19 protein-coding genes are annotated in these 23,055 nt (G+C 53.7%); 8 read left to right on the top strand and 11 right to left on the bottom strand.

Features of this window, described 5'->3' with window-relative positions; all coding sequences use genetic code 11:
• Positions 1-4 precede the first annotated feature (4 nt).
• Positions 5-766, bottom strand: coding sequence for a tyrosine-protein phosphatase (locus IEW11_RS21525; protein WP_188533138.1), 762 nt, complete (start codon positions 764-766; stop codon positions 5-7).
• 21 nt (positions 767-787) lie between these two features.
• A complete protein-coding gene (locus tag IEW11_RS21530; protein ID WP_188533139.1) occupies positions 788-1,204 on the bottom strand; it encodes a PilZ domain-containing protein in 417 nt (138 codons plus the stop codon).
• 252 nt (positions 1,205-1,456) lie between these two features.
• Here IEW11_RS21530 and IEW11_RS21535 point away from each other — a divergent pair, with 252 nt between their 5' ends.
• Complete coding sequence (locus tag IEW11_RS21535) at positions 1,457-1,831, top strand: helix-turn-helix domain-containing protein (RefSeq protein WP_188533140.1); 375 nt, start codon at positions 1,457-1,459, stop codon at positions 1,829-1,831.
• A gap of 468 nt (positions 1,832-2,299) precedes the next feature.
• Here IEW11_RS21535 and gltB read toward each other — a convergent pair whose 3' ends face one another.
• On the bottom strand, positions 2,300-6,907 hold the full coding sequence (gene gltB, locus IEW11_RS21540) for a glutamate synthase large subunit (protein WP_188533141.1): 4,608 nt from the start codon (positions 6,905-6,907) through the stop codon (positions 2,300-2,302).
• Between the two features lie 355 nt (positions 6,908-7,262).
• Here gltB and IEW11_RS21545 point away from each other — a divergent pair, with 355 nt between their 5' ends.
• The gene (locus IEW11_RS21545; protein ID WP_188533142.1) at positions 7,263-8,585 is read left to right on the top strand and encodes an SGNH/GDSL hydrolase family protein; all 1,323 of its coding nucleotides are present in this window, start codon (positions 7,263-7,265) and stop codon (positions 8,583-8,585) included.
• 167 nt (positions 8,586-8,752) lie between these two features.
• On the opposite strand, the gene kapB is transcribed toward IEW11_RS21545, so the two are convergent.
• Complete coding sequence (kapB, locus tag IEW11_RS21550; RefSeq protein WP_188533143.1) at positions 8,753-9,142, bottom strand: kinase-associated lipoprotein KapB; 390 nt, start codon at positions 9,140-9,142, stop codon at positions 8,753-8,755.
• A 171-nt stretch (positions 9,143-9,313) separates the two neighbouring features.
• Here kapB and IEW11_RS21555 point away from each other — a divergent pair, with 171 nt between their 5' ends.
• A complete protein-coding gene (locus IEW11_RS21555) occupies positions 9,314-10,429 on the top strand; it encodes an MGDG synthase family glycosyltransferase (RefSeq protein WP_188533144.1) in 1,116 nt (371 codons plus the stop codon).
• A 132-nt stretch (positions 10,430-10,561) separates the two neighbouring features.
• Here IEW11_RS21555 and IEW11_RS21560 read toward each other — a convergent pair whose 3' ends face one another.
• Positions 10,562-11,464: a cation diffusion facilitator family transporter gene (locus IEW11_RS21560; RefSeq protein ID WP_188533166.1), complete on the bottom strand. Its 903-nt coding sequence runs from the start codon at positions 11,462-11,464 to the stop codon at positions 10,562-10,564.
• Positions 11,465-11,764: 300 nt separating this feature from the next.
• On the opposite strand from IEW11_RS21560, the gene greA reads away from it, so the two are divergent.
• The gene (gene greA / locus IEW11_RS21565) at positions 11,765-12,244 is read left to right on the top strand and encodes a transcription elongation factor GreA (protein ID WP_188533145.1); all 480 of its coding nucleotides are present in this window, start codon (positions 11,765-11,767) and stop codon (positions 12,242-12,244) included.
• Positions 12,245-12,304: 60 nt separating this feature from the next.
• On the opposite strand, the gene IEW11_RS21570 is transcribed toward greA, so the two are convergent.
• Complete coding sequence (locus IEW11_RS21570; protein ID WP_188533146.1) at positions 12,305-12,775, bottom strand: zinc ribbon domain-containing protein; 471 nt, start codon at positions 12,773-12,775, stop codon at positions 12,305-12,307.
• A 197-nt stretch (positions 12,776-12,972) separates the two neighbouring features.
• The gene (locus tag IEW11_RS21575; RefSeq protein ID WP_188533147.1) at positions 12,973-14,598 is read right to left on the bottom strand and encodes an ABC-F family ATP-binding cassette domain-containing protein; all 1,626 of its coding nucleotides are present in this window, start codon (positions 14,596-14,598) and stop codon (positions 12,973-12,975) included.
• A gap of 197 nt (positions 14,599-14,795) precedes the next feature.
• Between IEW11_RS21575 and IEW11_RS21580 the strand changes: the two genes are divergently transcribed.
• Both IEW11_RS21580 and IEW11_RS21585 read left to right on the top strand, forming a co-directional pair.
• Entirely contained in the window at positions 14,796-15,251 is a 456-nt protein-coding gene (locus IEW11_RS21580) for a MarR family winged helix-turn-helix transcriptional regulator (RefSeq protein ID WP_188533148.1), read from the top strand.
• 135 nt (positions 15,252-15,386) lie between these two features.
• Entirely contained in the window at positions 15,387-15,953 is a 567-nt protein-coding gene (locus IEW11_RS21585; RefSeq protein WP_188533149.1) for an FAD-dependent oxidoreductase, read from the top strand.
• Positions 15,954-16,004: 51 nt separating this feature from the next.
• Here the strand turns inward: IEW11_RS21585 and IEW11_RS21590 are convergent, their stop codons facing one another.
• On the bottom strand, positions 16,005-17,069 hold the full coding sequence (locus IEW11_RS21590) for a Gfo/Idh/MocA family protein (protein WP_188533150.1): 1,065 nt from the start codon (positions 17,067-17,069) through the stop codon (positions 16,005-16,007).
• 118 nt (positions 17,070-17,187) lie between these two features.
• Complete coding sequence (locus IEW11_RS21595; RefSeq protein WP_188533151.1) at positions 17,188-18,261, bottom strand: MBL fold metallo-hydrolase; 1,074 nt, start codon at positions 18,259-18,261, stop codon at positions 17,188-17,190.
• A 164-nt stretch (positions 18,262-18,425) separates the two neighbouring features.
• Here IEW11_RS21595 and IEW11_RS21600 point away from each other — a divergent pair, with 164 nt between their 5' ends.
• A complete protein-coding gene (locus tag IEW11_RS21600; RefSeq protein WP_188533152.1) occupies positions 18,426-19,214 on the top strand; it encodes a DUF3221 domain-containing protein in 789 nt (262 codons plus the stop codon).
• 51 nt (positions 19,215-19,265) lie between these two features.
• Positions 19,266-20,435, top strand: a complete 1,170-nt coding sequence (locus IEW11_RS21605; protein WP_188533153.1) for a conserved virulence factor C family protein — start codon at positions 19,266-19,268, stop codon at positions 20,433-20,435.
• A 114-nt stretch (positions 20,436-20,549) separates the two neighbouring features.
• On the opposite strand, the gene IEW11_RS21610 is transcribed toward IEW11_RS21605, so the two are convergent.
• Both IEW11_RS21610 and IEW11_RS21615 read right to left on the bottom strand, forming a co-directional pair.
• Positions 20,550-21,866: a 6-phospho-beta-glucosidase gene (locus IEW11_RS21610; RefSeq protein ID WP_188533154.1), complete on the bottom strand. Its 1,317-nt coding sequence runs from the start codon at positions 21,864-21,866 to the stop codon at positions 20,550-20,552.
• A complete protein-coding gene (locus IEW11_RS21615; RefSeq protein ID WP_188533155.1) occupies positions 21,863-22,843 on the bottom strand; it encodes an N-acetylglucosamine kinase in 981 nt (326 codons plus the stop codon). The genes IEW11_RS21610 and IEW11_RS21615 overlap by 4 nt, the downstream gene beginning before the upstream one ends.
• Positions 22,844-23,055 lie beyond the last annotated feature (212 nt).

Below are 23,055 nucleotides of genomic sequence, written 5' to 3' on the forward strand. Positions count from 1 at the left end.
ATGTTTACCACCAGAAGAGCGCTCTTCGCTTCACCAGTTCCGGCTCCTCAACCAGGATGACTTCGTCTCTTAGCACTCTGCTGGCGTTATTATCGTAGTAGTCCGCATATTGGGGACCCAATAAACGATGAACGGCCTTGTAGGCTTCCTTCAGCGCGAAGGATCTGCGGTAGGGGTTATGCGCATCGGAAGCGATGAAATGAATCAGCCTGCTCTTACAGAAATGCAGGGATGTCTTCTGGGCTTGCTTGCCGAACAGGCCGATCAGGGAATGGGCTGTTAATTGACAAAGAACGCCACGTCCGATCAACTCGGCCAGCTTCTCCGGATGGGCAGCCAATTCGACGTTACGCTCCGGATGGGCAATGATCGGTGTCATGCCGTCAACTAGAATCTCATGTAATACCTCATCAAGGATCTCCGGGATCTGATGATCAGGCAGTTCTAACAGTATGTACCGGCTGTCGTTCAGCGAGCCGATGCGGCCTTGATACAGCTCTTCGGCGAATCTGTGGTGCACGCGTATCTCCTGGCCGGCCTTCACTTGCAGTTGAATATGGTGTTTCTTAATCTCGTGATTGAGCTTTTCTACCATCTCGTTAACGGTAGTCATCGGTGTATCATATCTTCCATTCAGATGATGCGGTGTTGCGATAACAGATCGGATGCCTTGATCGGCCGCAATCCTGGCCATTTCCAGCGCCTCTTCCATCGATTCAGCCCCGTCATCCAAGCCGGGAAGGATATGGGTATGAATATCAATCATCTCGAACACCTACTGGAAAGGTTAATGAAATGCACTCATCGTTCTATAGAGCTTATGAATTTTGGATTGTGTCGGACTTTGCTGGAGAAGCAAATGATTGAGGGCGTAGAGTAGGCTGCATCTGGAACTTGGGGTCTTCGTCATCATCATGCCATAACAATACAAGTTGTCTTCCCTCATCCTCCATCTCACCTGGCCGGATAATTCAAGCTTGAGATGCGGAATGTCGAGCTCGAGCTGCAGCATGTAGCGGCTGTTCACCGGAAAATCCAGAATGGTCAGAAAGCTCAATCCATTGGGGCTTAGATCCTTGATCAGCACTCGGCATGGCTTGGTCTTGACCGGTTCATTTCTAATTGCGATAATTCTGAGGTCGGCCATTAATCCGTGTGTCATTTGAAGTCGAACATGCTGTCGTTTATCACCTTTCAAGCACATCCTCTTGTTCATCCTTCACGTCCATTCACGGGTTTCCGACAAGTTTGAATAATTGATCTTCTTTCTGGAAATACTTATAATAACTTTGATACAATTTGTATCTTTATTACAATAGTTACTTTACGATACAGAACGTAACATTGTCAATAGTTTTTTCATATAACTTTTCATGATTGCGACGTTTTGTTGCAACGAATGCAATTGCCGCTTTTACGTATTAATATGAGTTTATATGGGGTTAGGGGGGAATTTATGGACATAGGAAGCCACATCGCCGAACTGAGGGAAGAACGTGGTTGGACGCAAGAGCATTTAGCCTCATTATTAGGTATTTCAAGAGCTGCTTTATCTCATTATGAGAAAAACCGAAGAGAACCTGATTATGATACGCTGACGAAATTTGCGGATTTGTTTAAGGTTTCTATAGATTACCTGGTAGGACGGACAAATCGCCCCACGGTTACGCTCGATGATCCCGTTAGAGAATTTGTCGATCAATTGGAGCTATCCGATGCAGAGATTCTGGAGAAGTTCAGCTTAACCATTGATGGGCAGAAGCTAACGCCGGAAGAAGCACGCAGGTTTATTGCTTTCGTGAGAGCGGAGAGGAATATTGAAACCAAGTAGATCAGAATAACACCCCCATTAACGGGGGTCGTTTTTACGAGATAACAAGGCAGACAAGTCTTGAGGCAATTTATCTTTTTCTATTCCTAGCTGCTCCATTAACGACCGGGCATCCAACACGACGGATGGCTTTGAATTCAATTCACTCTTGTTCTTGTCACTTGTGCACATATCGGACCAATTCAATCCTCTCTATCTTTCTTAGCATCATTGTAACGAATTTTCGCTACAGATTGTGTCATTTGATAGGTGCAGTTCTTGGCTTGTTCATACCTTTTTTGTCGAAAGCAATCAAATCAGTTAAAGATTGGTTAAAAAGTATACATATACCCCCATAAATCGTTGTACAGCATTTTTTCGTTATGAGAGCGCATGCAACCATGAAGACAATATTCATGTAACGAAAAAGGCAGTGCCCACAGGTAGATGATCTGCCTGTGGGCACTGCCTTTTATTTAACCTGTATGATTAATTACCGCCTACGCGCGCCAAATCTCTCATGTTCGCTTCGAAAGCGGCGAGAAGCGCTTCTTCCCCTTGCAGGCCGGAATCTTCCATCTTCTTGATCTGCTGCAGCATCCGTTTGTAGTCTTTCGGAATGACCTTCACAAACTTCGCCAGCGAGCCTTCCCAATCGGATAGCACTTGCTTGCCCGGCTCACTTCCGGTGTATTCGACATGGCGCTCGATCATCGTCCGCAGCGCAGCAATGTCTGCCTCTTCCTCAAGACGCTCGAGAGCGACCATCTCCAGGTTGCAGTTCGAATAGAAATCACCGTTCACATCGTAGACATACGCGATGCCGCCGGACATTCCCGCTGCGAAGTTACGGCCTGTGCCGCCCAGTATCACTACCCGGCCGCCGGTCATATATTCACAGCCGTGATCGCCCACACCTTCGACAACGACCGATACGCCGCTGTTCCGAACCGCGAAGCGCTCACCTGCAATACCGCGGATGTAAGCTTCTCCGCCCGTCGCGCCGTAGAATGCCGTATTACCGATAATGACATTGTCTTCTGCAGCAAAGCCTGCTTTCGGTGAAGGCGCGATAATGATCTTACCGCCGGACAATCCTTTACCTACATAGTCATTCGAATCTCCCTCGACGGAGAGTGTAATTCCTTTCGGTACAAATGCCCCGAAGCTCTGGCCGGCCGTTCCGACAAAGTGGAACCAGATCGTATCCTCAGGCAGGCCTTTGGCTCCGTAACGAGTCGTTACCTCGCTGCCAAGGATCGTACCGACTACACGGTTGGTGTTGCCGATCTGCAGCGTTGCGCGGACCTTCTCGCCATTCTCAAGCGCCGGCTTCGCAAGCGGCAGCAGCTCCTGCATATCGAGCGACAGCTCAAGGCCATGGTTCTGCTGTTGTACGTTATAACGAGCGGCATCTGCCGGCACTTCCGGTTGATGCAGAAGCGGCGTCAAGTCGATGCCTTTCACTTTGTAATGATGGATTAGTTCTTTCGTTTCCAGTCTGTCTACGCGTCCCACCATCTCTTCAATGGTGCGGAAGCCAAGCTCTGCCATAATCTCACGCAGCTCTTGCGCCACGAACAGCATGTAGTTCACAACATGGCCAGGATCACCCATGAATTTCTTGCGAAGCTCCGGATTCTGCGTAGCTACACCTACAGGACAGGTATCAAGCTGGCATACGCGCATCATGACACAGCCAAGCACAACTAACGGAGCCGTAGAGAAACCGAACTCTTCCGCACCGAGCAGCGCGGCGATCGCGAGATCGCGTCCGTTCATCATTTTGCCGTCGCATTCTACAACGACGCGGTCGCGCAGATTGTTCAGCATGAGCGTCTGGTGGGTCTCAGCCAAGCCAAGCTCCCAAGGCAATCCGGCATGGCGCATCGATGCCATCGGAGATGCGCCTGTACCGCCGTCATAACCGCTGATCAGAATGACGTCCGCACGGCCCTTAGCTACCCCGGCAGCGATCGTGCCTACGCCGACTTCGGATACGAGCTTGACGTTAATGCGGGCGCGCGGGTTAGCGTTCTTCAGATCGTGGATCAACTCTGCCAGATCCTCGATCGAATAGATATCATGATGCGGCGGAGGCGAGATCAGTCCAACGCCAGGCGTGGATCCGCGTACTTCCGCAACCCATGGATAAACCTTACGGCCAGGCAGCTGTCCGCCTTCGCCCGGCTTCGCGCCTTGGGCCATCTTGATCTGGATCTCATCCGCGTTAACCAAGTAGTTGCTCGTTACGCCGAAACGGCCGGAAGCAACCTGCTTGATCGCACTGCGGCGTGAATCGCCGTTCGCATCCGGAGTGAAACGCGCCGGATCCTCTCCGCCTTCACCGGTGTTCGACTTACCGCCGATGCGGTTCATCGCGATCGCCAGGCTCTCGTGCGCTTCTTTGCTGATCGAACCATAGGACATCGCGCCGGTTTTGAACCGTTTGACGATCGACTGGGCAGACTCTACTTCGTCTATTGGTACAGGACCGCTCTCTTTCTTGAAGCTAAGCAGCGATCTCAGGGTCAGGAATTTCTTGTCCTCGCCTTGTACCAGATCGGAATATTTCTTGTAAAGATTATAGTCATTCGCACGGCAAGCCATTTGTAGCGTATGAATCGTCTGCGGGCTGAACAGATGGTCTTCGCCGTCTTTACGCCATTGGTATTCACCGCCGGAATCCAGTTCCATCTCGGTGCCTTCTTTGCCTTCGAAAGCGCGTTTATGCGCTTTGAGCGCTTCTTCCGCGATCACATCCAGGCCAATGCCGCCGATCCGGGAAGGCGTCCAAGTGAAGAACTCTTCGATGAGCTCTTCTTTCAAGCCGACCGCTTCGAAGATCTGTGCGCCGCGGTATGATTGGATCGTGGAGATCCCCATCTTCGACAAAATTTTCGTGACGCCTTTTGTTGCGGCTTTAATATAGTTCTTGACCGCTTTCTCATGCGAGATGCCTTTGAGCATGCCTTGGCGGATCATATCATCGAGTGTTTCAAATGCAAGGTACGGATTGACTGCACTCACGCCGTAGCCGAGCAGCAGCGCGTAATGATGCACTTCGCGCGGTTCGCCGGATTCAAGCAGGATGCTCACTTTGGTCCGTGTGCCTTGACGAATTAAATGATGGTGCAGCGAGGATACGGCCAACAGCGATGGAATCGCCGCATTCTCTTCATCGATGCCGCGGTCAGACAGAATAAGAATATTATGTCCTTTGGCAATGACGCGATCCGCTGCTTCGCACATTTCTTTGATCGCTGCGCGCAATCCCGCTTCGCCTTGTGCCGCCGGGAAGAAGATTGGCAGCGTGATCGACTTGAAGCCCGGGCGGCGCACATGGCGCAGCTTTCCGAACTCCTCGTTCGAAAGCACCGGCGTTGCCAATCGGATATGGCGGCAGCTCTCCGGCTCAGGGTTCAGCAGATTGCGCTCCGGTCCGATCGTCGTGCCGGTTGCCGTGATGATCTCCTCGCGAATCGCATCAATCGGCGGGTTCGTAACTTGCGCGAACAGCTGTTTGAAGTAGTTGAACAAACGCTGCGGACGCTCGGACAATACGGCTAGCGGAGCATCATAGCCCATGGAGCCGATCGGCTCTACGCCGCTGCCTGCCATTGGCTCAAGCACTTTGCGCAAATCTTCGAACGTATAACCGAATGCTTGCTGGCGGCGCTGTACCGTTGCGTGATTCGGCTCTGGAAGCTCAGGCGCTTCCGGCAAATCGTCAAGCCCGATCAGATGCTCATCCAGCCATTCACGGTAAGGATGCTCGGAAGCAATCTTCGTTTTTACCTCTTCATCCGAGATGATGCGGCCTTCTTTGGTGTCGACAAGCAGGATGCGGCCTGGACGAAGACGGTCTTTGTATACAATATTTTCAGGGTCAACCGGAACAGTCCCGGCTTCGGAACCGAGAATAATGGTGTCGTCCTTGGTTACATAGTAGCGGGCCGGACGCAATCCGTTCCGGTCCAGCAATGCGCCGATCTGCGATCCGTCCGTAAACGCCATCGCCGCCGGTCCATCCCAAGGCTCCATCAGTGTGCTGTGGTATTCATAGAATGCTTTCTTGTCGTCGCTCATGCCTTCATGGTTGGACCAAGGCTCAGGCACCATCATCATGGCAGCATGCGGCAGCGAACGGCCTGCAAGATAGAGGAATTCGAGTGTGTTGTCAAACATAGCGGTATCCGAGCCGTCCGGATTAATAATCGGCTTGATCTTCTCCATGTCCTCGCCGAACAGTGCGGTTTCGCACAGCGTCTGGCGGGCATGCATCCAGTTCACGTTGCCGCGCAGCGTGTTGATCTCTCCGTTGTGGATCAGGTAACGGTATGGATGCGCGCGTTCCCAGCTTGGGAACGTGTTCGTGCTGAAACGGGAGTGAACAAGCGCAATCGCCGTCTCCAGTCCTTCATCATTCAGTTCCGTATAGAAGGAGCGAACCTGCTCCGTTGTTAACATGCCTTTGTAGACAATCTTCTTGCTCGACAAGCTGGAGAAATAGAACATGTCTCCGCCTTCGACTTTGCCGGAATAACGAATCGCATGCTCCGCACGCTTGCGGATGACATACAGCTTGCGCTCGAATGGAAGCTCCCCTTCAAGCGACGCGTTCCTTCCGATAAACACTTGACGAACATATGGCTTAGCCGCTCTTGCGGACTCGCCGAGCTTCTCGTCGTTCGTCGGTACCGTACGCCAGCCCAGCAGGGTCTGGCCTTCTTCTTGAATCATCTGCTCCAGGATCTTCTCCTGCTCCGCGCGCACTTGCTCGTCCTGCGGCAAGAACAGCATGCCGACGGCATAGTCGCCTTCCTGCGGAAGCTCGATCTCCAGCTTGCGCAATTCACGCACAAAGAACGTATGTGGAATCTGCAGGAGAATCCCCGCTCCGTCACCTGTATTTGGTTCGCTGCCTTGGCCGCCGCGATGCTCCATATTCTCGAGCACGGTCAGCGCTTGGCGGACGATAGTGTGTGATTTGATTCCTTTGATATTCGCAACAAAACCCATACCGCAGGCGTCTTTCTCAAACTGCGGATCGTACAGGCCTTGCTTCGGTGGCAATCCCAAACGATTCTCTTTCATTTTGTGCAACCTTTCTATCAAAAAATTTTTGTTGAACCGAGCAGCAATGTTTTTCCAGAATCAAGAAAAAGCTTCAATTCCGACCTGGTTTATCATAGAATGGAACTGCAGGGGACACTGTGTGGAGGGAATAAAAAAAGACGCGGTCCCGGGCAAACGTCGCTTGCCGTTCGCTGTCGATTCAGGAAAACGGCTAGGAAGCGCATTTTCATTATTATATCATTTTAACATCACCCCAAAACGATATCAATTTAATATTTTTATGGTTGTGATAATTAATCTTTTACCGGTATCGCAGCTATTTAAATATGAAGCATTAATGCAATTCCTATTTTACCAAAAGGATGTGATCGTATTGAATAGCAAGTTAAGGAAAACGGCTCCCAAGGCCGCAGCGCTGTTCTTAACCGCGGCACTGGTTACCGCTTCGCTGCCGGCCGCTGCCGCAAATCCGTTTCTGCCGCGGGCCGCTGCGGCAGTTCAGACCGCACAAGCAGAAGCTGGGCAGCACGGGACATTCCGGATCGTAGGCATCGGCGACTCCATCACCGCCGGGTATGAATACGGCGCTGCCGTCGACACGGTGCCTTACGGATATGTAGAGCGCGTATTCGAGCAAGCGTTGTTCAGAGGGCGCGCGGAATATGCGAATTACGGGATACTCGGCCTGAAAGTGGAAGGACTGCAGCAATGGCTGGCGGCTGCGGAGCAGAATGACTCGATCACGGCATCCGAGGCGCAGGAGGGGCTGAATAATTACCTGTTTGCTGAACAGACGATCGCCAAGACGGCCCAGCTCCGCAGCGATCTGCAGCAAGCCGACCTCGTCGTGATGACGATTGGCGGCAATAATTTCTCGGGGCTATTCGAGCAGCTAAGCGGCGGCCGCGCCGCATCGGATGCATGGCTTGTCGCGGCATTGGAGCAATATGACGTTGGTCTCACCGCATCCATCCGTTCCATCGCAGCCTTGAATCCGAACGCTCGGATCGTCATCTCCGATCTGTATTCGCCGGTGCCGGATCACAAAGTAACCTTGGGCGTGCTCGGTATTACACAGGATGACCGCACCTACCTTCTTGAAGCGGCACGGATGCTAAGAGAGCGGCTCCAGGCGATCGTCGCACGGTTCAAGCAAGAGGGCGTGCGAATCGACGGCGCTTACTCGGCGGAACTGTTCGAAGGCAAGGAAAGACAGTATACCACGATCGGACTGGGCGATCTTCATCCGACGCAAAACGGCTATTCGGTCATGGGAGACGCGTTCGCCGAGGCGATCTGGGGCGATGTCCGCACCGTAGCGCCCAGACCGAAGGATGTCGGCATCTCCGTCGTTGTCGACGGCAAAGAAATCATCAATGATAACAAGCCCGTACTGAGAGCGAACCGCACCTATCTGGCATTCCGGGATATCGCCGATGCGATGGGCGCGACGACAAAGTGGGATAACAAGACGAAGACCGTCACCATCACTTATGGAAGTAATGAAGTCGCGCTGACGATCGGGGCGTCTGCAATGCGCGTGAACGGGAATCCGATTGCGATCGATACGCCGGCATTCCTGCACAAGGCAGGCAAGGAACAGAAGACATATGTGCCGCTCGCGGTGCTCGCTGACGGCCTGGGCTTTCAGGTGGAATACCGCGGGAAATTGAAGACCGCATTCATCAATAAATAATACGCATAGGCTGTCTTGGCAATAAGCGCGCCGGCTTGCGAGCCCGCCCGCTATAACGGAATAGGACGAAGCCGGGGCACAGCGCCCTGCTTCGTCCTATTTTTTTGCCCTTGGCCGTGTTCGTTTTATCCCGATCATGCATGCACACTTTGGGACAGTCTCTTCGCTTATTTATATTCCTTCTGCAGCTGCTCCAGCTGCGTCAGTCCCCGCTCCGCCCAGCGCTTCAGCTTATCCAGCATCGCCATCTCGCGGTGCAGCGCATGCTGCAGCGACTCCCGGTAATCCGGCACTTCTCCGGCGTAAGGCTCCAGATCACGCAGCGGCGCGAGCGCCTTCTCCGTATAGCTGAGCGCCCGCCGCTCATGGAACATCGGCACGTCCGGATCGTACGGATTATGCAGGTCTCCCTGCTCCGGATGTTTGATGACGGCCAGCACCTTTACGACCGCCCGCGGTCCGCTCATTTCCATCATTTCACCGATGTAGACCCCTGATTTGTATGTCATCTTGACCAGTTCGCCAGCCTGAATTACATTTTCCGGATGATTTTGCATCCAATTACCCCTCCAGTTCGTCTAAAGAATGGTTTCCAGCCAATGTTCATCTATCATGTTTGCCCAACTTTTAGGATAAATTAAGGTTATATGGCTGCGCAACCCTTATTTCTGATCTTGTATAAGGCGCATTCAAGTCGTAATATGGTATTAGGAAAAGTAGGTGAGACGATGCGTAAGAAAAGAGTGCTTCTGCTCTCTGAAGGGTTCGGCTCCGGACATACCCAAGCCGCTTATGCGCTGGCCGTGGGCTTAAGGCAGCTCTCGCCCGGCATTCAAACCCGTGTAATCGAGCTGGGAAAATTTCTGAATCCGGTTGTCGGTCCTTGGATTATGTCGGCATACCGCAAGACGGTCAGCAAGCAGCCCAAGCTTGTCGGCATGATGTATCGCACACAATATCATAAATCACTCAACCGGTTCGCGCAGCTGGCGCTTCACCGGATTTTTTACACGCAGACTTCCCAAGTCATCTCGCAGCTTAAGCCTGACCTGATCATCTGCACCCACCCGGTGCCCAATGCGGTTGTGGCCAGGCTCAAGCGGCTCGGACTTGATGTTCCATTATACACGCTCATTACGGACTACGATGCACACGGGACATGGATCAGTCCGGAAGTAAATAAATATTTGGTCTCCACACCGGTCGTGAAGAAGAAGCTGCTGGCACACGGCATTCCTTCCAGCCGCATCGAAGTTACCGGCATTCCGGTACATCCGGACTTCTGGACAACGCATGACAAGTCGGAGATTCAATTGCAGTTCAACCTGAAGCAGATGCCTACCGTGATGATCATGGGCGGCGGCTGGGGACTGCTCGGCGATGATAATCTGTTCGAATACATGACGCGCTGGCGTGACAGCGTACAGATGATCTTCTGCACCGGCAGCAATGAGAAGGCCCGTGAAAGCATGCTCGCCAATCCGAAGTTTCAGCATCCGAACATTAAGGTGCTAGGCTACACCAATGAGGTCAGCAAGCTGATGGATGTGTCCGATCTCCTCATTACCAAGCCCGGTGGCATGACCTGCACGGAAGGACTGAGCAAGGGCATTCCGATGCTCTTCTACGAGCCGATTCCGGGACAGGAAGAAGAGAATATGGACTACTTCATCAGCAACGGCTTCGGAGAAATGCTGCTTACGGAAGAAACGGTCGACAAATGGTTCTCCCTTATTCAGGAGCCCTATGCCGCCACCCAATTCCGCCGCGCGCTGCTCTCCAAACGGAATCAACAATATAATCCTACCCAATGTTCGCGGGCTGTACTCCAGATGATGCCATAAATGCAAAAGCCAAACTGAAAAAAGGTCGAGTAGAGGGCTATACTTGCTCTCTTACTCGACCTTTTTGGTTCCTCGCCTGCTGCCGGGAATCGGCCGGAAGTCTGTGGCTTTTGCGGTGCTGTTATCATTGGATTATACAGAAGGTGTAGTCGGCGGCTTCTGCTCCTGTTCCATATAAGGCTCGACATGGACATGGACATTCAAAATATTATGCTTGCGCTGCATCCTGCGTTCGATCTGGTCGCTGATCCTGTGGCTCTCGACCAGCGATAGCTCAGGATCCACCTGCACGATGACATCGATCAGCACATTGCTTCCGTGCACCCTGGCCTTGATATCCGTAATGGACCGGACGCCCTTGGTCCGCTCAATGGAGGTGCGCAGCGACAATAGTTCACTGGAGTCGAAGCCGTCCGTCAATGCATGCGTCGAGCTGTAGAATATTTCCCAAGCCGTCTTGCAGATGATCAGGCCGACAGCAATCGCCGCTACCGGATCCAGCCATGGCAGCCCGAGCTGCGCACCGATAATCCCGACCGCGGCACCGGTACTGACCAGCGCATCGGACAAATTGTCTTTGGAGGCCGCCATCAGCGCCTGGTTATTGATCCGCTTCGCAAGGCGGCTGTTATAGAGATACACCCCGTACATACATACCGCTGCGGCAAGCGCTACCCAGGCAGAAGGCAGTCCCGGCACCACTTGTTCCCCGGCGAATAATGACTTCACCGCACCGATCAGCACCTGTATGCCGACCGTCGCCATGATGAACGAGGCGACCAGTGCGGCAATCGTCTCCGCTCTGAAATGGCCGTAAGGATGATCCTGATCCGGCGGCTTCTGGGATATCCGCAGGCCGATCAGCACCGCCACGGAAGCAATAATGTCCGTCATGTTGTTAAAGCCATCCGCGACAAGCGCTTCTGACAGAAAATAGTAACCTGCGCCGAGTTTTGCCGCAGACAGGATTAAGTAGGCTGTGATGCTTACCCAAGCCCCTTTCTCCCCTTGTTTGATCTCTTGATACTGATTCAGCGTAGGCACCTCCGAATATCCTTTGTTTCCACTAACGTATGATACCCGATCGAACCTGTGTGGGTCTAGAGAAACAGTGTTGACCAAGGTCGGGCTTTTATGCATGGCTGCAACATGTTTGGCACGTCTCAACAGCATGTCCCACGAAGCTTCAAGGCTTCCGCAGTACTGCAGGCAAACAATGTATCGAAGGTGAAGGGCATATTTAGCATACCCAGCTGGCGGAGGATGAAACAGACCTTATAATTCATCCCCGGATAAGGTACAATGGTACGAGGATAGTCAGATGGGGGTTATAACATGAGTAAAGAGGAAATGATTCTAACGCGAGAGGGCCTGGCAAAATTAGAGGATGAGCTTCGCGAGCTTAAAACCGTCAAGCGTAAGGAATTAGCCGAGCGGCTGAAAGTAGCGATTAGTTATGGTGATCTCAAAGAAAACAGCGAGTATCATTCTGCAAAGGATGATCAGGCATTTATGGAAACCAGGATCCTGACGCTTGAGCGCATGTTGAAAACCGCCCGGGTTGTTGACGAGGGAAGCATGAACTTGAATCAAGTCAGCGTAGGTTCTGTGGTGATCCTGAATGATATCGAATTCGCTGAGAAGATCGAATATCAGATTGTCGGTCCGGCCGAAGCAAATGTAGCGGATAGCAAAATCTCATACGAAAGCCCGCTCGGGAAAGAGCTCCTGGGCAAAAAAGTCGGCGCCATCATCAACGTGAACGCTCCGGTAGGCGTCCTGCAGTATGAGCTGCTTGAAATTAAGATGGGCTAACGCGGCATGATAACAACAAGAAACCCTCCCGTTCACGATGAACAGGAGGGTTTCTTGTTGTTAATGCTTTGCAAGGTCTTCGCCGCATTGGATGCAATATTTGGCATTGATGTCGTTCTCGGTCTTGCAGCCGGAGCAGATGACGCGGATCTCGCCGGTCGTATCCTCCTGCCTGGGCTCGTCGGGGAATCGCTTCCCGCAATCCGGGCAAAACTTCACTTCGGCAGCAACCACTTTACCGCAGCCGCATGTCTTCTCCGCCTTTAAAGACTTGATCTTCTCTTCGATGGCCTCAATCTCCTGCTGCATTGAAGCAAGCGCCTCGCAGTAGTCCATCACCTCTGTCTCGGATTGCGACACATCGCCTTCGGCATAGGCGCGGAATACGGCCTGGCCGATCTTCGTCTGAATGCGTTCCATCTCTTTTTCCCTGGAGGAAATTTGCGCCTTCAGCTTGGTTGTTTCTACGGTTTGCTGCGCTTTTTTGGCGGCATCTGACGCGCCTTGTTTCATCTTCTCGAAAAATGACATCGTATTCTCTCCTTTGATCCTTATCTTATTCGCCAGCATTAGGGATGAACTTCATGCTTTCGACATCATTCAGGTATTAATATTTATTTCATACGCTGCAAGCTGTCGAAAGTTTCGGGAAGCTTTACTCTCAAAAAAAAGGCAGCCTTCCCGCCTTGGGAAGGCTGCCGCATCCGTTATCGCTTCGCGCTTGACCATTAATCCTGTTCAGGATACATTTTGGCGCGGAGCGCTTTGATCTCAGCGCTTTCGAGATACTCGTCATAGGACATGATCCGGTCAATCACGCCATTCGGTGTAATCTCCACAATCCGGTTCGCGATCGTCTGGATGAACTGATGGTCATGCGAGGTGAACAGCATCGTGCCGTCAAAGTCGATCAGCCCGTTGTTGAGCGCGGTGATCGATTCCAGGTCCAAGTGGTTGGTCGGCTCATCGAGCATAAGCACGTTGGCGCCGGACAGCATCATCTTGGACAGCATGCAGCGGACCTTCTCGCCCCCGGAGAGCACGCTCGCTTTCTTCAGCGCTTCATCGCCGGAGAACAGCATACGGCCGAGGAAGCCGCGGATGAATGATTCATCCTGATCCTTGGAATACTGGCGAAGCCAGTCCACGAGCGACATTTCTACGCCGTCGAAGTAGGCCGAGTTGTCCTTTGGAAAGTATGCTTGCGTCGTCGTGACGCCCCATTGATAGGTGCCTGCATCCGGCTCCAGCTCACCGGAGAGCACCTGGAACAGTACCGTCTTCGGCAGGGAGTTCGGGCCGACGAGCGCGATTTTGTCGCCTTTGTTCACCGTCAGGGTGAGATTGTCGAAGAGCTTCACTCCGTCAATCGTCTTCGTCAGGCCTTCTGTGAGCAGCAGCTGCTTGCCTGCTTCACGCTCCGGCTTGAAGTTGATGAACGGATATTTGCGGTTGGACGGGCGAATGTCGTCCAGCGAGATTTTATCAAGCAATTTCTTACGGGAAGTCGCCTGCTTCGCCTTGGACTTGTTGGCGCTGAAGCGCTGGATGAACGCCTGCAGCTCCTTAATCTTGTCTTCTTTCTTCTTGTTCTGGTCACGCATCAGTGAAAGCGCCAATTGGCTGGACTCGTACCAGAAATCATAGTTACCGACATACAGCTGGATTTTGCCGAAATCAATATCCGCAATATGCGTACAAACCGTATTCAGGAAGTGACGGTCATGGGATACGACGATAACAGTGCCTTCGTAACCGGCCAGGAAGTTCTCCAGCCACTCAATAGACGGCAGGTCCAAATGGTTGGTAGGCTCATCGAGCAGCAGGATCTGCGGGTTGCCGAACAATGCTTGCGCGAGCAATACGCGGACCTTCTGATTGCCGTCCAGCTCTTTCATCTGTTTGTCATGCAGCTCTGTCGGGATACCAAGGCCGTTCAGCATCGAAGCCGCTTCGGATTCGGCCTCCCAGCCGTTCATCTCCGCGAATTCCGCTTCGAGCTCGCCGGCGCGCATGCCATCCTCATCGGTGAAGTCCGCTTTCGCGTACAGCGCATCCTTCTCTTTCATCACGTCATAGAGCTGTTTGTAGCCCATAATAACCGTGTCGAGCACCTTGTGCTCATCGTATTCGAAATGATTCTGCTTCAGCACGGCCAGCCGCTCGCCCGGAGTAATATGAACTTCCCCGTTCGTCTGCTCGACTTCGCCGGATAAAATTTTCAGGAATGTTGATTTACCTGCGCCGTTCGCGCCGATCAAACCGTAACAATTGCCTGGCGTAAACTTGATATTCACATCTTCAAATAGCGCGCGCTTCCCATAACGGAGCGTGACGCCGCTTGTGCTAATCATTGAATAGATCCCGTCCTTCTTCTACAATATTTCATTCATATCCTATGATTATAACATAAAACCGTGAAACAATGGGCAGCGGGCTGTCATTTATTCGTGATTTGCCGTGCATACTAAATTTGACATTCAACGTATTTTTAACTAAAATTAGTCTCATCGAATAGTTGTTATAGCAACCTTATCCGGAGGGGACATTTTTGAAATTAGCTTTCGAGGATTATATCAGTATTTTCATTCATCAGACAGACTTGACCCTCACCAGCTATGTGAAAAGCAGATTGGCGCCATTCAACCTGGCCCCGGAGCAAAATCTGATCATGATGCTGCTTTGGCAGAAGGATGGCCTGACTCAGAATGAAATCGCCGAGAAGCTGAACAAGGACAAGACGAATATTGCCCGCATGATCTTTAATCTGGAGCAAAAGGGATTTATTCGAAGAGCCTCCCGGGAGCATGACCGCCGCTCGCTGCAGGTCTTTCTCACAGAGGAGGGCAAGGAGCTGGGCAACCGCGTCGCTGCGGTCGCCGAGGAATTCAACGCGCAGATCTGCGAAGGCATCACCGAGCAGGAATTCGCGCAAGTCAGGCGCATCCTCTCCAAGATGTGTGCGAATCTCGAGACGGGCATCGCGGACCGCAGCAGCCATACGTGAGCGGCAGGACTGCAGTCCTTGCTGCGCCATACAGTTGCTATAACAACTACACACACAGGCATATGAAGTTATTCAGAGAGCGGCAATACTACCATTGGGCTTTACACATTTAACATACAGAAGGAGCTGTTTACGATGTACGATATCACGATTATTGGAGCCGGCCCTGCCGGAGCAAGCGCTGCATTATTTGCCGCAAAAGCCGGGAAGAAGACATTGCTTATCGATAGCGACAAAAGCATGACCAAGCGCGCATGGATCGAAAATCACTATGGCCTTATGGAGACCACCGGTCCTGATCTTATCGAAACAGGCAAGAAACAAGCCGCCAAATTCGGTGCGGAAATCGTCCATGCAGCCGTTACGAATGTAGTAAGCGCTGAAAACGGACTGAAGATCGAGGCTGAAGGCGGCCAAAGCTTCGAAACCAAACATATCATTCTCGCCACTGGCGCATTGACGGATCTGGCGGAAGCGATCGGCGTAGGCACGAAGCCTGGAACCGAGCCCCGCATCAAAACGATCATCGATGTTGACGCTGCCGGCAAGACAAGCATCGACGGGATCTGGGCGGCTGGCACAGCAGCCGGCGTCAGTGTGCACACGATCATCACAGCCGGGGACGGCGCCAAGGTTGCGATCAACATCATCTCCGAGCTGAACGGAGAGCGTTACGTCGACCACGATATGCTGAAAGTGTAACTATAGAAGAAGCCGCAATCTCCGGCGTGGAGACTGCGGCTCTTTTTTAGGTTACCACTCGATCTTCACTTCGTTGCCGCTGCGGGACGACTCATAGATCGCATCGAGAATCCGGTTGTTCGTATACCCCGACAATGCGGAAGTCATCGGCTCTTTATGCTCGCGGATGCATTCCACGAAATGGCGGCTCATCAAGGTCCGCTCGTCCTCTCCGCCAAGGTGGTGAATGTCTGTCTCGATGATCTGGTCGAACGCATGCGTGACGAGCGTCCCCTTATCGCCAATGATCGATGCGCCGGCTTCCGTACCCATCAGATGGATGAACGGATCTTGGCTCAAGCCTGCGGAATGGGCTGCCCAGCTCACTTCCAGCGAGAGAGTCGAACCGTTATCCATCTTGATCAGCGCAGTCGCCAGATCCTCGACGTCATAATATCCGTCCCAATTCGGCGTGCCCCATGTGCCGATGCCCTTGCGCTTCGGCCCAAACTCCGCATAGGTGGAGCCAAATACCGCAACCGGCTTCGGATTGCCCATCAGATGCAGCGTCAAATCCAGCATATGTACGCCGATATCGATCAGCGGGCCTCCGCCTGCCTGATCCTTGCGCGTAAACCACGAGCCCCAGCCGGGAATCCCTTTCTTGCGGAACCAACCGGTCTTCGCATTGTAGATCCGGCCGAGCTCGCCCCGCTCGATATGCTGCTTTAACGCGCGGCTCAAGCCCAACCACCGCATCTGATGTGACATCATCAGCACTTTGCCGGCTGCTTCCTTGGCTTCCACAATCGTGCGGGCCGTTGCCGAGTCGATCGACATCGGCTTCTCCAGCAGCACGTGTTTGCCCTGCCGCAGCGCTTCGATCGCCAAAGGCGCATGGAATTGGTTCGGTACCCCGATTACAACAGCGTCAATATCTTTATCCTCAAGCAACGCTTGCGGATTTTCATGGACAACGGCAATTTCATGCTCCCGCGCGCGCTGCTCGGCCAGCGGCAGATAAGTATCGGTGACTGCGGCGAGAAAAACATCCGGGATTCGTTTGAAGGTGTTCATATGGACATTGCCGATAGCGCCTGCCCCGATGATGCCAAGACGAATTGGTTGTGGTGACATGTACAATACCTCCTGTAGTCTTTATTACCGTTAAGTATACGCGTCCCACAGGAATATGGCTATGTTCTCGATTGCTGTCTCCTTGTACGTTTTTGCTTTTCTTCCGCTCCGGGATCCGTTATTTGCCGGACAATCGCCAAGTCTCGCCGTGGGGCAGAACCACGATTCGCTCCTGCTCGAGCTTATGCGTCTCCCGTCCCTTCTCGAGCCGGTCCAGCGCTTCGCGGGGGGTATCGTCCGCCAGTTTAAAGGATCCGTAATGCATCGGCACAAACCAGCCCGCTCCGGTATCGATAAACGCCTGCAGCGCCTGCTCCGGCGACACATGCTGCGGTCCCATGAACCACTCCGGATCATAAGCGCCGATCGGCATTAACGCCACATCGATTGGAAAACGGCGGCCGATCTCCTTAAAGCCCTGAAAATAACCGCTGTCACCTGCAAAATAAATCGTCGGCGAGGCGGATACGACCGGTCTGCCAGATCTTTCGACCAGTGAATCGGCAGATGGCGCGTCAGTTGGCACGTCCAGATGCGGCACTTCGGTAAATGGCGTATCTGTCAGCTGAAAATCCGGATTCTCGTCTTTCTTCCCTTCCGGGGTTACAGGTTCAATGACCCAGCCTCCCCAGTGGGAACGGTTCATATCCCAAGGCGTGCGGCGCGTCCAATGCTGGGACGGCACAAATGTAAACTTCACGCCCCTGATCGTCGCTGTCTCCCACCAATGAAACTCCTTGACCTTGAAAAAACCTTTCATCTGCAGCTTCGCTTTCAAGCCGGCCGGCACAAGCAGCGTCTTCGAGCCCGTCAGCCGCCTCAAGGAGGAGATGCTCAGGTGATCATAGTGGGAGTGGGATACGAGCACGATATCCACAGGCGGCATATCCGTAATCGGAATGCCGGGCGGTGCGAGCCGTTTATTCATGGCCATCTGCCCGGACCAGACCGGGTCGGTCACGATATTCAAGCCGGAATGTTGAATGAAAAAAGTCGAATGCCCGATCCATGTAATGGAGGGCTCTTTATGGTTATGGTCCAAATAAGTCAAGTCAGGCTTCACATTCGGAACGACAAAGGAGTAATCCTTTAACTTCAATTTACGCGCGCGCTCTTGACGCCAACGCTTAAAATGATTCAGTGTTTTCTCCGTTTTCACGGGATCAATGTTTGAAAATCGAACTTTTCGCAAGTCTCCATCCCTCGCTTTCACGCTCTATGCTCTATAGTCAGGATAACAATTAAGCACTATTTTACGCAAATTTACCCTTCCTGGATCAGATATAAACCAAACAGCAACAATAGGGGAGGAAATTCCGTCTATAAGAAACCATATGAAAAAAAGGGGGATCAACCATGTTACACCAATTACGGGTCATAACACTGCTCTCGTTAGCCGTTCTTGTGCTTGCGGCTTGCGGATACAAGCCTGAATCGGGCGGGCAGGCAGACGATCCGGACACGAATGAACCGAACCGGGCTGCGCTCGGTGCCGCCATACAGCTGCCTCATGCAGAACCGGGAGCCGTGAAACATTTTTTGGAGAGCGAGAACATTACAAACGGCGATATTTATTTGCAGGAAGGTAAAACCTATATTAATGTTGTGGAGCTGACGCCTGAGATCGAGCAAAAATTCGCGGATGCCTTCGATGCGTCCAGCTTTGCGCTCAATGACGTTGCCTATTCGATCCAAGAGCTGGAGCAAGCGCAGCAAGCATTGTTTGACCATGATCTTTATCAAAAAGCGAACATCTACTCCTCGATGATTGATGTGATGGACAACAAGGTCACGCTCATCCTGCCGGACAGCAGCCAGAGCAGCATTCCGCTCATCGAGGAGGTCGTCAACCCGGACCTTCTTCATTATAGTATCCAGAAGCTTGACGAACATCCTTTTGTCGGGACAATCGTTGAAATGAAAGACGGGCGGATCCTCTTTCAAGAGGAAGGCGAGGAAAGCCCGAATTACTGGTTCTCGTTCAATGAATATTCCGAATTGGCGGGGGCCAGCGGTGAAGAGGCGGCGTTCGAGGACTTGCATGCGGGTCAGACCGTCCGCGTCTGGATTACCGGAAACGTCGATACTTCCCTGCCAGCATATGCAACGGTCCGCAAGCTGGAGCTCGGGCAAATGCCTCAATAGCGTCGATTATGATATAATTCCTTTACCAGCAGTAGTGAAGGAGGGGTTATGTTGAAATTAATCTCTATCGAACCAACACCGAGTCCCAACTCGATGAAACTAAATGTGGATGAAAAATTGCCCCCTGGCCGGAGGTTTACGTATGCGCCGGAGCAATCGCAGGACGCTCCGGAGCCGCTGCGCAGCCTGCTCGGCATCGAAGGGGTTCGCAGCTTGTTCCGCACCGCGGATTTTATCGCGCTGGACCGCAAGTCCAATGCGGACTGGCAGCGCATCCTGGAAGAGACGCGCAGGCTGCTGCAAAGCGGCAGTGATGCCGGTGCAGGCGGCACGGCGGGCGGCACGGGCGCGCAGCCGGAGGCGGCATTCGGGGAAGCGCACGTCGTGATGCAGACCTATCGCGGCATTCCGATGCAGCTGCGCGTGCGATCCGGGGATAGCGAGGTGCGCGCGGCGCTGCCCGAGCAGTTCGGCGCAGCCGTGCAGGAAGCGGCGGGCGCGGGCATGATCCGCGAGCGCAAGCTGGAGGAGCTCGGGGTCCGCTACGGCGAGCCCGAGGAGATTGCGGCGGAGGTCGCGGCGGAGCTGACCGCGGCCTATCCGCCGGAGCGGCTGCGCGAGCTCATTGAAGCCGCGAAGGCGCTTGGCGCCGATGCGCCGGCGGGCGAAGCCGCCGCGCTGCCGCCGCGGCCGGCGCCGTTGTCGGCGGCGGAGCTCGCCGAGCGGCTCGATGCGCCGGATTGGCGCATCCGCTACGCGGCGCTCGAGCGCGTATCGCCGGAGCTCGAGCTGCTGCCGCAACTCGCCAAGGCGCTCGGCGACGACAACGCTTCGGTGCGGCGGCTCGCCGTCGTCTACCTCGGCGACCTGCGCGCGCCCGAAGCGCTGCCGCATCTGTTCGCGGCGCTTGAAGACCGCTCCGCCTCCGTACGCCGTACGGCCGGCGACACGCTGTCCGATCTGGGCGATCCCGCAGCGATCGGGCCGATGATCAAAGCGCTGCGCGACACGAACAAGCTCGTGCGCTGGCGCGCTGCCCGCTTCCTCTATGAAGCGGGGAACGACACGGCTTTGCCGGCGCTGCGCGAAGCGGCGGAGGACGCCGAGTTCGAGGTCCGGCTGCAGGCGCAGATGGCGCTGGAGCGGATCGAACGCGGCGAAGAAGCCGCCGGCTCCGTCTGGCAGCAAATGACTGAGAGCAGAAACAGAGAGGACAGCTGATCTCGCGAATCTTACAACCGCTTAAACACCCAAAGGCCGAAAGAGTGCTCCTTATGCACTCCTTCGGCCTTTGGGTCATTTAAACCACTCATCACACTACCCTTGGAACATCAATCAAGCTTGAAACTGAGGAAGATACGCACGATTGGCAGCCAGCAGATCATCCAGCACCGCTTTGGCCGCTGCGGCCGTGCCCACAAGCGGATGGATCGTCAAGGCCTGCAGCGCCGCGTGATAATCGCCGTGTACGGCAGCTTCCACCGTTAATTCCTCATAAGCCTTCACCACCTGCAGCAATCCGCGCATCTGCGGGCGCAGCGGTGTTGTCAGCTGCAGCGGGTGAGCCCCGTCCGCATCGATCACCGCATTCACCTCGACACATACCTCATCCGGCAAGCTTGGAATAATGCCATTGTTAAGCACGTTAACGGTCTGGATATCCTTCTTGTTATTGTAGATCGAGGTCATAAGATTGACAGCCACCTCGGAATAGTACGCGCCGCCGCGCTGCTCCAGCTGGGCCGGCTTTACCTTCAGCTCCGGATCCTTATACAGCTCGAAGAGTTCCGCCTCCACCTTCTTCACCACCTCGGCGCGCGTCCCCTTCGTGTCCAGCTCCTCGCGCTGCTTTTCAAGCATCTCTTCTCTCATATAGTAATAACGATGGTATGCGCAAGGCAGCGCGCCAAGCGATTGCAAAAACTCCGCATCCCACCCGAGATCGGGAATGTTCTTCATCGTCAGTCCGGAAGCGCCCGCGGCCCTGGTCAGGAATGCCTGTGAAACATCCTCCCCGTCGACGATAATGCGTGTCGTCCAATTCAAATGGTTAATGCCGGCCATCTCGATATAGACCTTGTCCACATCCACGCCGTACGCACCGGCCACCTGCATGCGCGTCCCGATCGGCAGGTTGCACAGTCCAATTGTTTTCACGCCGCCGTATTTCAATACGGCTTCGGTTACAATACCCGCCGGATTCGTAAAGTTAAGCAGCCAGGCATTCGGCGCAAGCTCGCGTATGTCGCGGCATATATCGAGAATGACCGGCACGGTGCGGAGCGCTTTCGCAAAGCCCCCTGCACCCGTCGTCTCCTGGCCGATTAATCCGTGCTTCGCAGGGATTCTCTCATCTCGCGCGCGGGCGTCAAGCAGCCCGACCCGAATCTGCGTGGATACAAAATCCGCATCTTTAATCGCTTCGCGGCGGTCCAGCGTTAATTGGATATCCATAGGCACCCCGGCCTTCTCTGCCATCCGCCTGGCCAGTTCTCCAACAATGCGCAGCTTCTCCTGCCCCGCTTCAATGTCCGCCAGAACCAGCTGTTTCACTGGAAGCTCATCATAATGCCTGATAAAACCCTCGACCAACTCAGGGGTGTAGGAGGAACCGCCGCCAATGACCGCTACCTTCAATTCACGCTTTCTCATCCCTTATATCCCCCATACGTTGTAAACGTATATTTCATGTCTTCCGTCACCGGAATACCCATCCGGTCCATGGCCAACATTACAGCGCCGTACACCGGCGCCATATCAGGGATAACCAGCTCCACAGACTGCCCGTCTTGTTCGAGCACATCAAGCAGCGCTTGCAGCAAATGAGGATTTCGTCCCTGCTGCAGTACGCTGCCCACGAGCACAATCGGGATCGTCCCGCCTTCAAACCCGCCCAGCCGGCGGATAACCGATAGCCCTGCCAGGCCAAGCTCGCGTCCGGTTTCCTTCAGCAGGCGGATGGCCAGCTCATCGCCTTGGTCAGCCGCTTGATGAAGAACAATCGTCAGATCGGACGGGACCACGCCCATCTCTTTGTCCAGGCAATCATTCACCAGCGCTTCCATCGACTCCTGCCCGAAATAACGCGGCACAAGCTCAGTCAGCACAGACGGAATCTCTCTTTGTTCCCACGAACGGACAGCGGCGCGAAAGGTTTCCTGCGCCATCGCACCGCCGCCGGCCGCATCCCCATACAAATAACCGAAGCCTCCGGTCTGTATCGTCTCTCCCTTGGCATTGCGCCCGGCCGCATTCGTCCCGCTGCCGCATACGAGAATGACGCCCTGATTATCCCGGCTGCCGATTCTCAGGCCTTCCATCGTATCGCATACGACATCCCAATTGGCATAAGGAAGCGCTGCAAGAGCCGGCCGCAAAATGTTAAAATCATACTCCCTGTCCGCACCTGCCAATCCAAACATCACATAATCAACCGCCTGCGGCGGAAGCCCCGCTTCCTGCAGAGCAAGCTCCACCGCTTCGTTGATATGGGCGATTGCCTGCTCAATCCCGCCGAATTGATGATTGCCGCAGCCGGATACGCCCTCTCCCAGCTTTTTCCCCTTTTCATCCATAACGACAGCATGTGTCTTGCTGCCCCCGCCGTCTACCCCGATGACAAAACGCATCTTCTTCCCCCTAATTGTGTTTTATTGCCCTTAACATTACGTATTCCATATCCGAGCTTGGTTTCCTTTGTCTCATCAAAGATTTGCTTCATGGTGTCCTCAGACATCCCGATTCCGATTCCGTCACGTGGAAGCTTATCCATTTATGGAACTAGAGTGAAAGGCTGGGCGAAGCCCAGCCCCTCCTCATCAAACCGTACGTGAGGTTTTCC

The organism is Paenibacillus abyssi, from assembly GCF_014640295.1.
GTDB classification, from domain to species: domain Bacteria; phylum Bacillota; class Bacilli; order Paenibacillales; family Paenibacillaceae; genus Paenibacillus_D; species Paenibacillus_D abyssi.

Coding starts and splice junctions, on each gene's coding strand:
- IEW11_RS21615 (WP_188533155.1), bottom strand. CDS start 22,843: ATGCGTTTTGTCATCGGGGTAGACGGCGGGGGCAGCAAGACACATGCT.
- IEW11_RS21575 (WP_188533147.1), bottom strand. CDS start 14,598: ATGATTAGCACAAGCGGCGTCACGCTCCGTTATGGGAAGCGCGCGCTA.
- gltB (WP_188533141.1), bottom strand. CDS start 6,907: ATGAAAGAGAATCGTTTGGGATTGCCACCGAAGCAAGGCCTGTACGAT.
- kapB (WP_188533143.1), bottom strand. CDS start 9,142: ATGCAAAATCATCCGGAAAATGTAATTCAGGCTGGCGAACTGGTCAAG.
- IEW11_RS21535 (WP_188533140.1), top strand. CDS start 1,457: ATGGACATAGGAAGCCACATCGCCGAACTGAGGGAAGAACGTGGTTGG.
- IEW11_RS21530 (WP_188533139.1), bottom strand. CDS start 1,204: ATGTGCTTGAAAGGTGATAAACGACAGCATGTTCGACTTCAAATGACA.
- IEW11_RS21610 (WP_188533154.1), bottom strand. CDS start 21,866: ATGAGAAAGCGTGAATTGAAGGTAGCGGTCATTGGCGGCGGTTCCTCC.
- IEW11_RS21570 (WP_188533146.1), bottom strand. CDS start 12,775: ATGTCATTTTTCGAGAAGATGAAACAAGGCGCGTCAGATGCCGCCAAA.
- IEW11_RS21600 (WP_188533152.1), top strand. CDS start 18,426: ATGTTACACCAATTACGGGTCATAACACTGCTCTCGTTAGCCGTTCTT.
- IEW11_RS21525 (WP_188533138.1), bottom strand. CDS start 766: ATGATTGATATTCATACCCATATCCTTCCCGGCTTGGATGACGGGGCT.
- IEW11_RS21555 (WP_188533144.1), top strand. CDS start 9,314: ATGCGTAAGAAAAGAGTGCTTCTGCTCTCTGAAGGGTTCGGCTCCGGA.
- greA (WP_188533145.1), top strand. CDS start 11,765: ATGAGTAAAGAGGAAATGATTCTAACGCGAGAGGGCCTGGCAAAATTA.
- IEW11_RS21590 (WP_188533150.1), bottom strand. CDS start 17,069: ATGTCACCACAACCAATTCGTCTTGGCATCATCGGGGCAGGCGCTATC.
- IEW11_RS21585 (WP_188533149.1), top strand. CDS start 15,387: ATGTACGATATCACGATTATTGGAGCCGGCCCTGCCGGAGCAAGCGCT.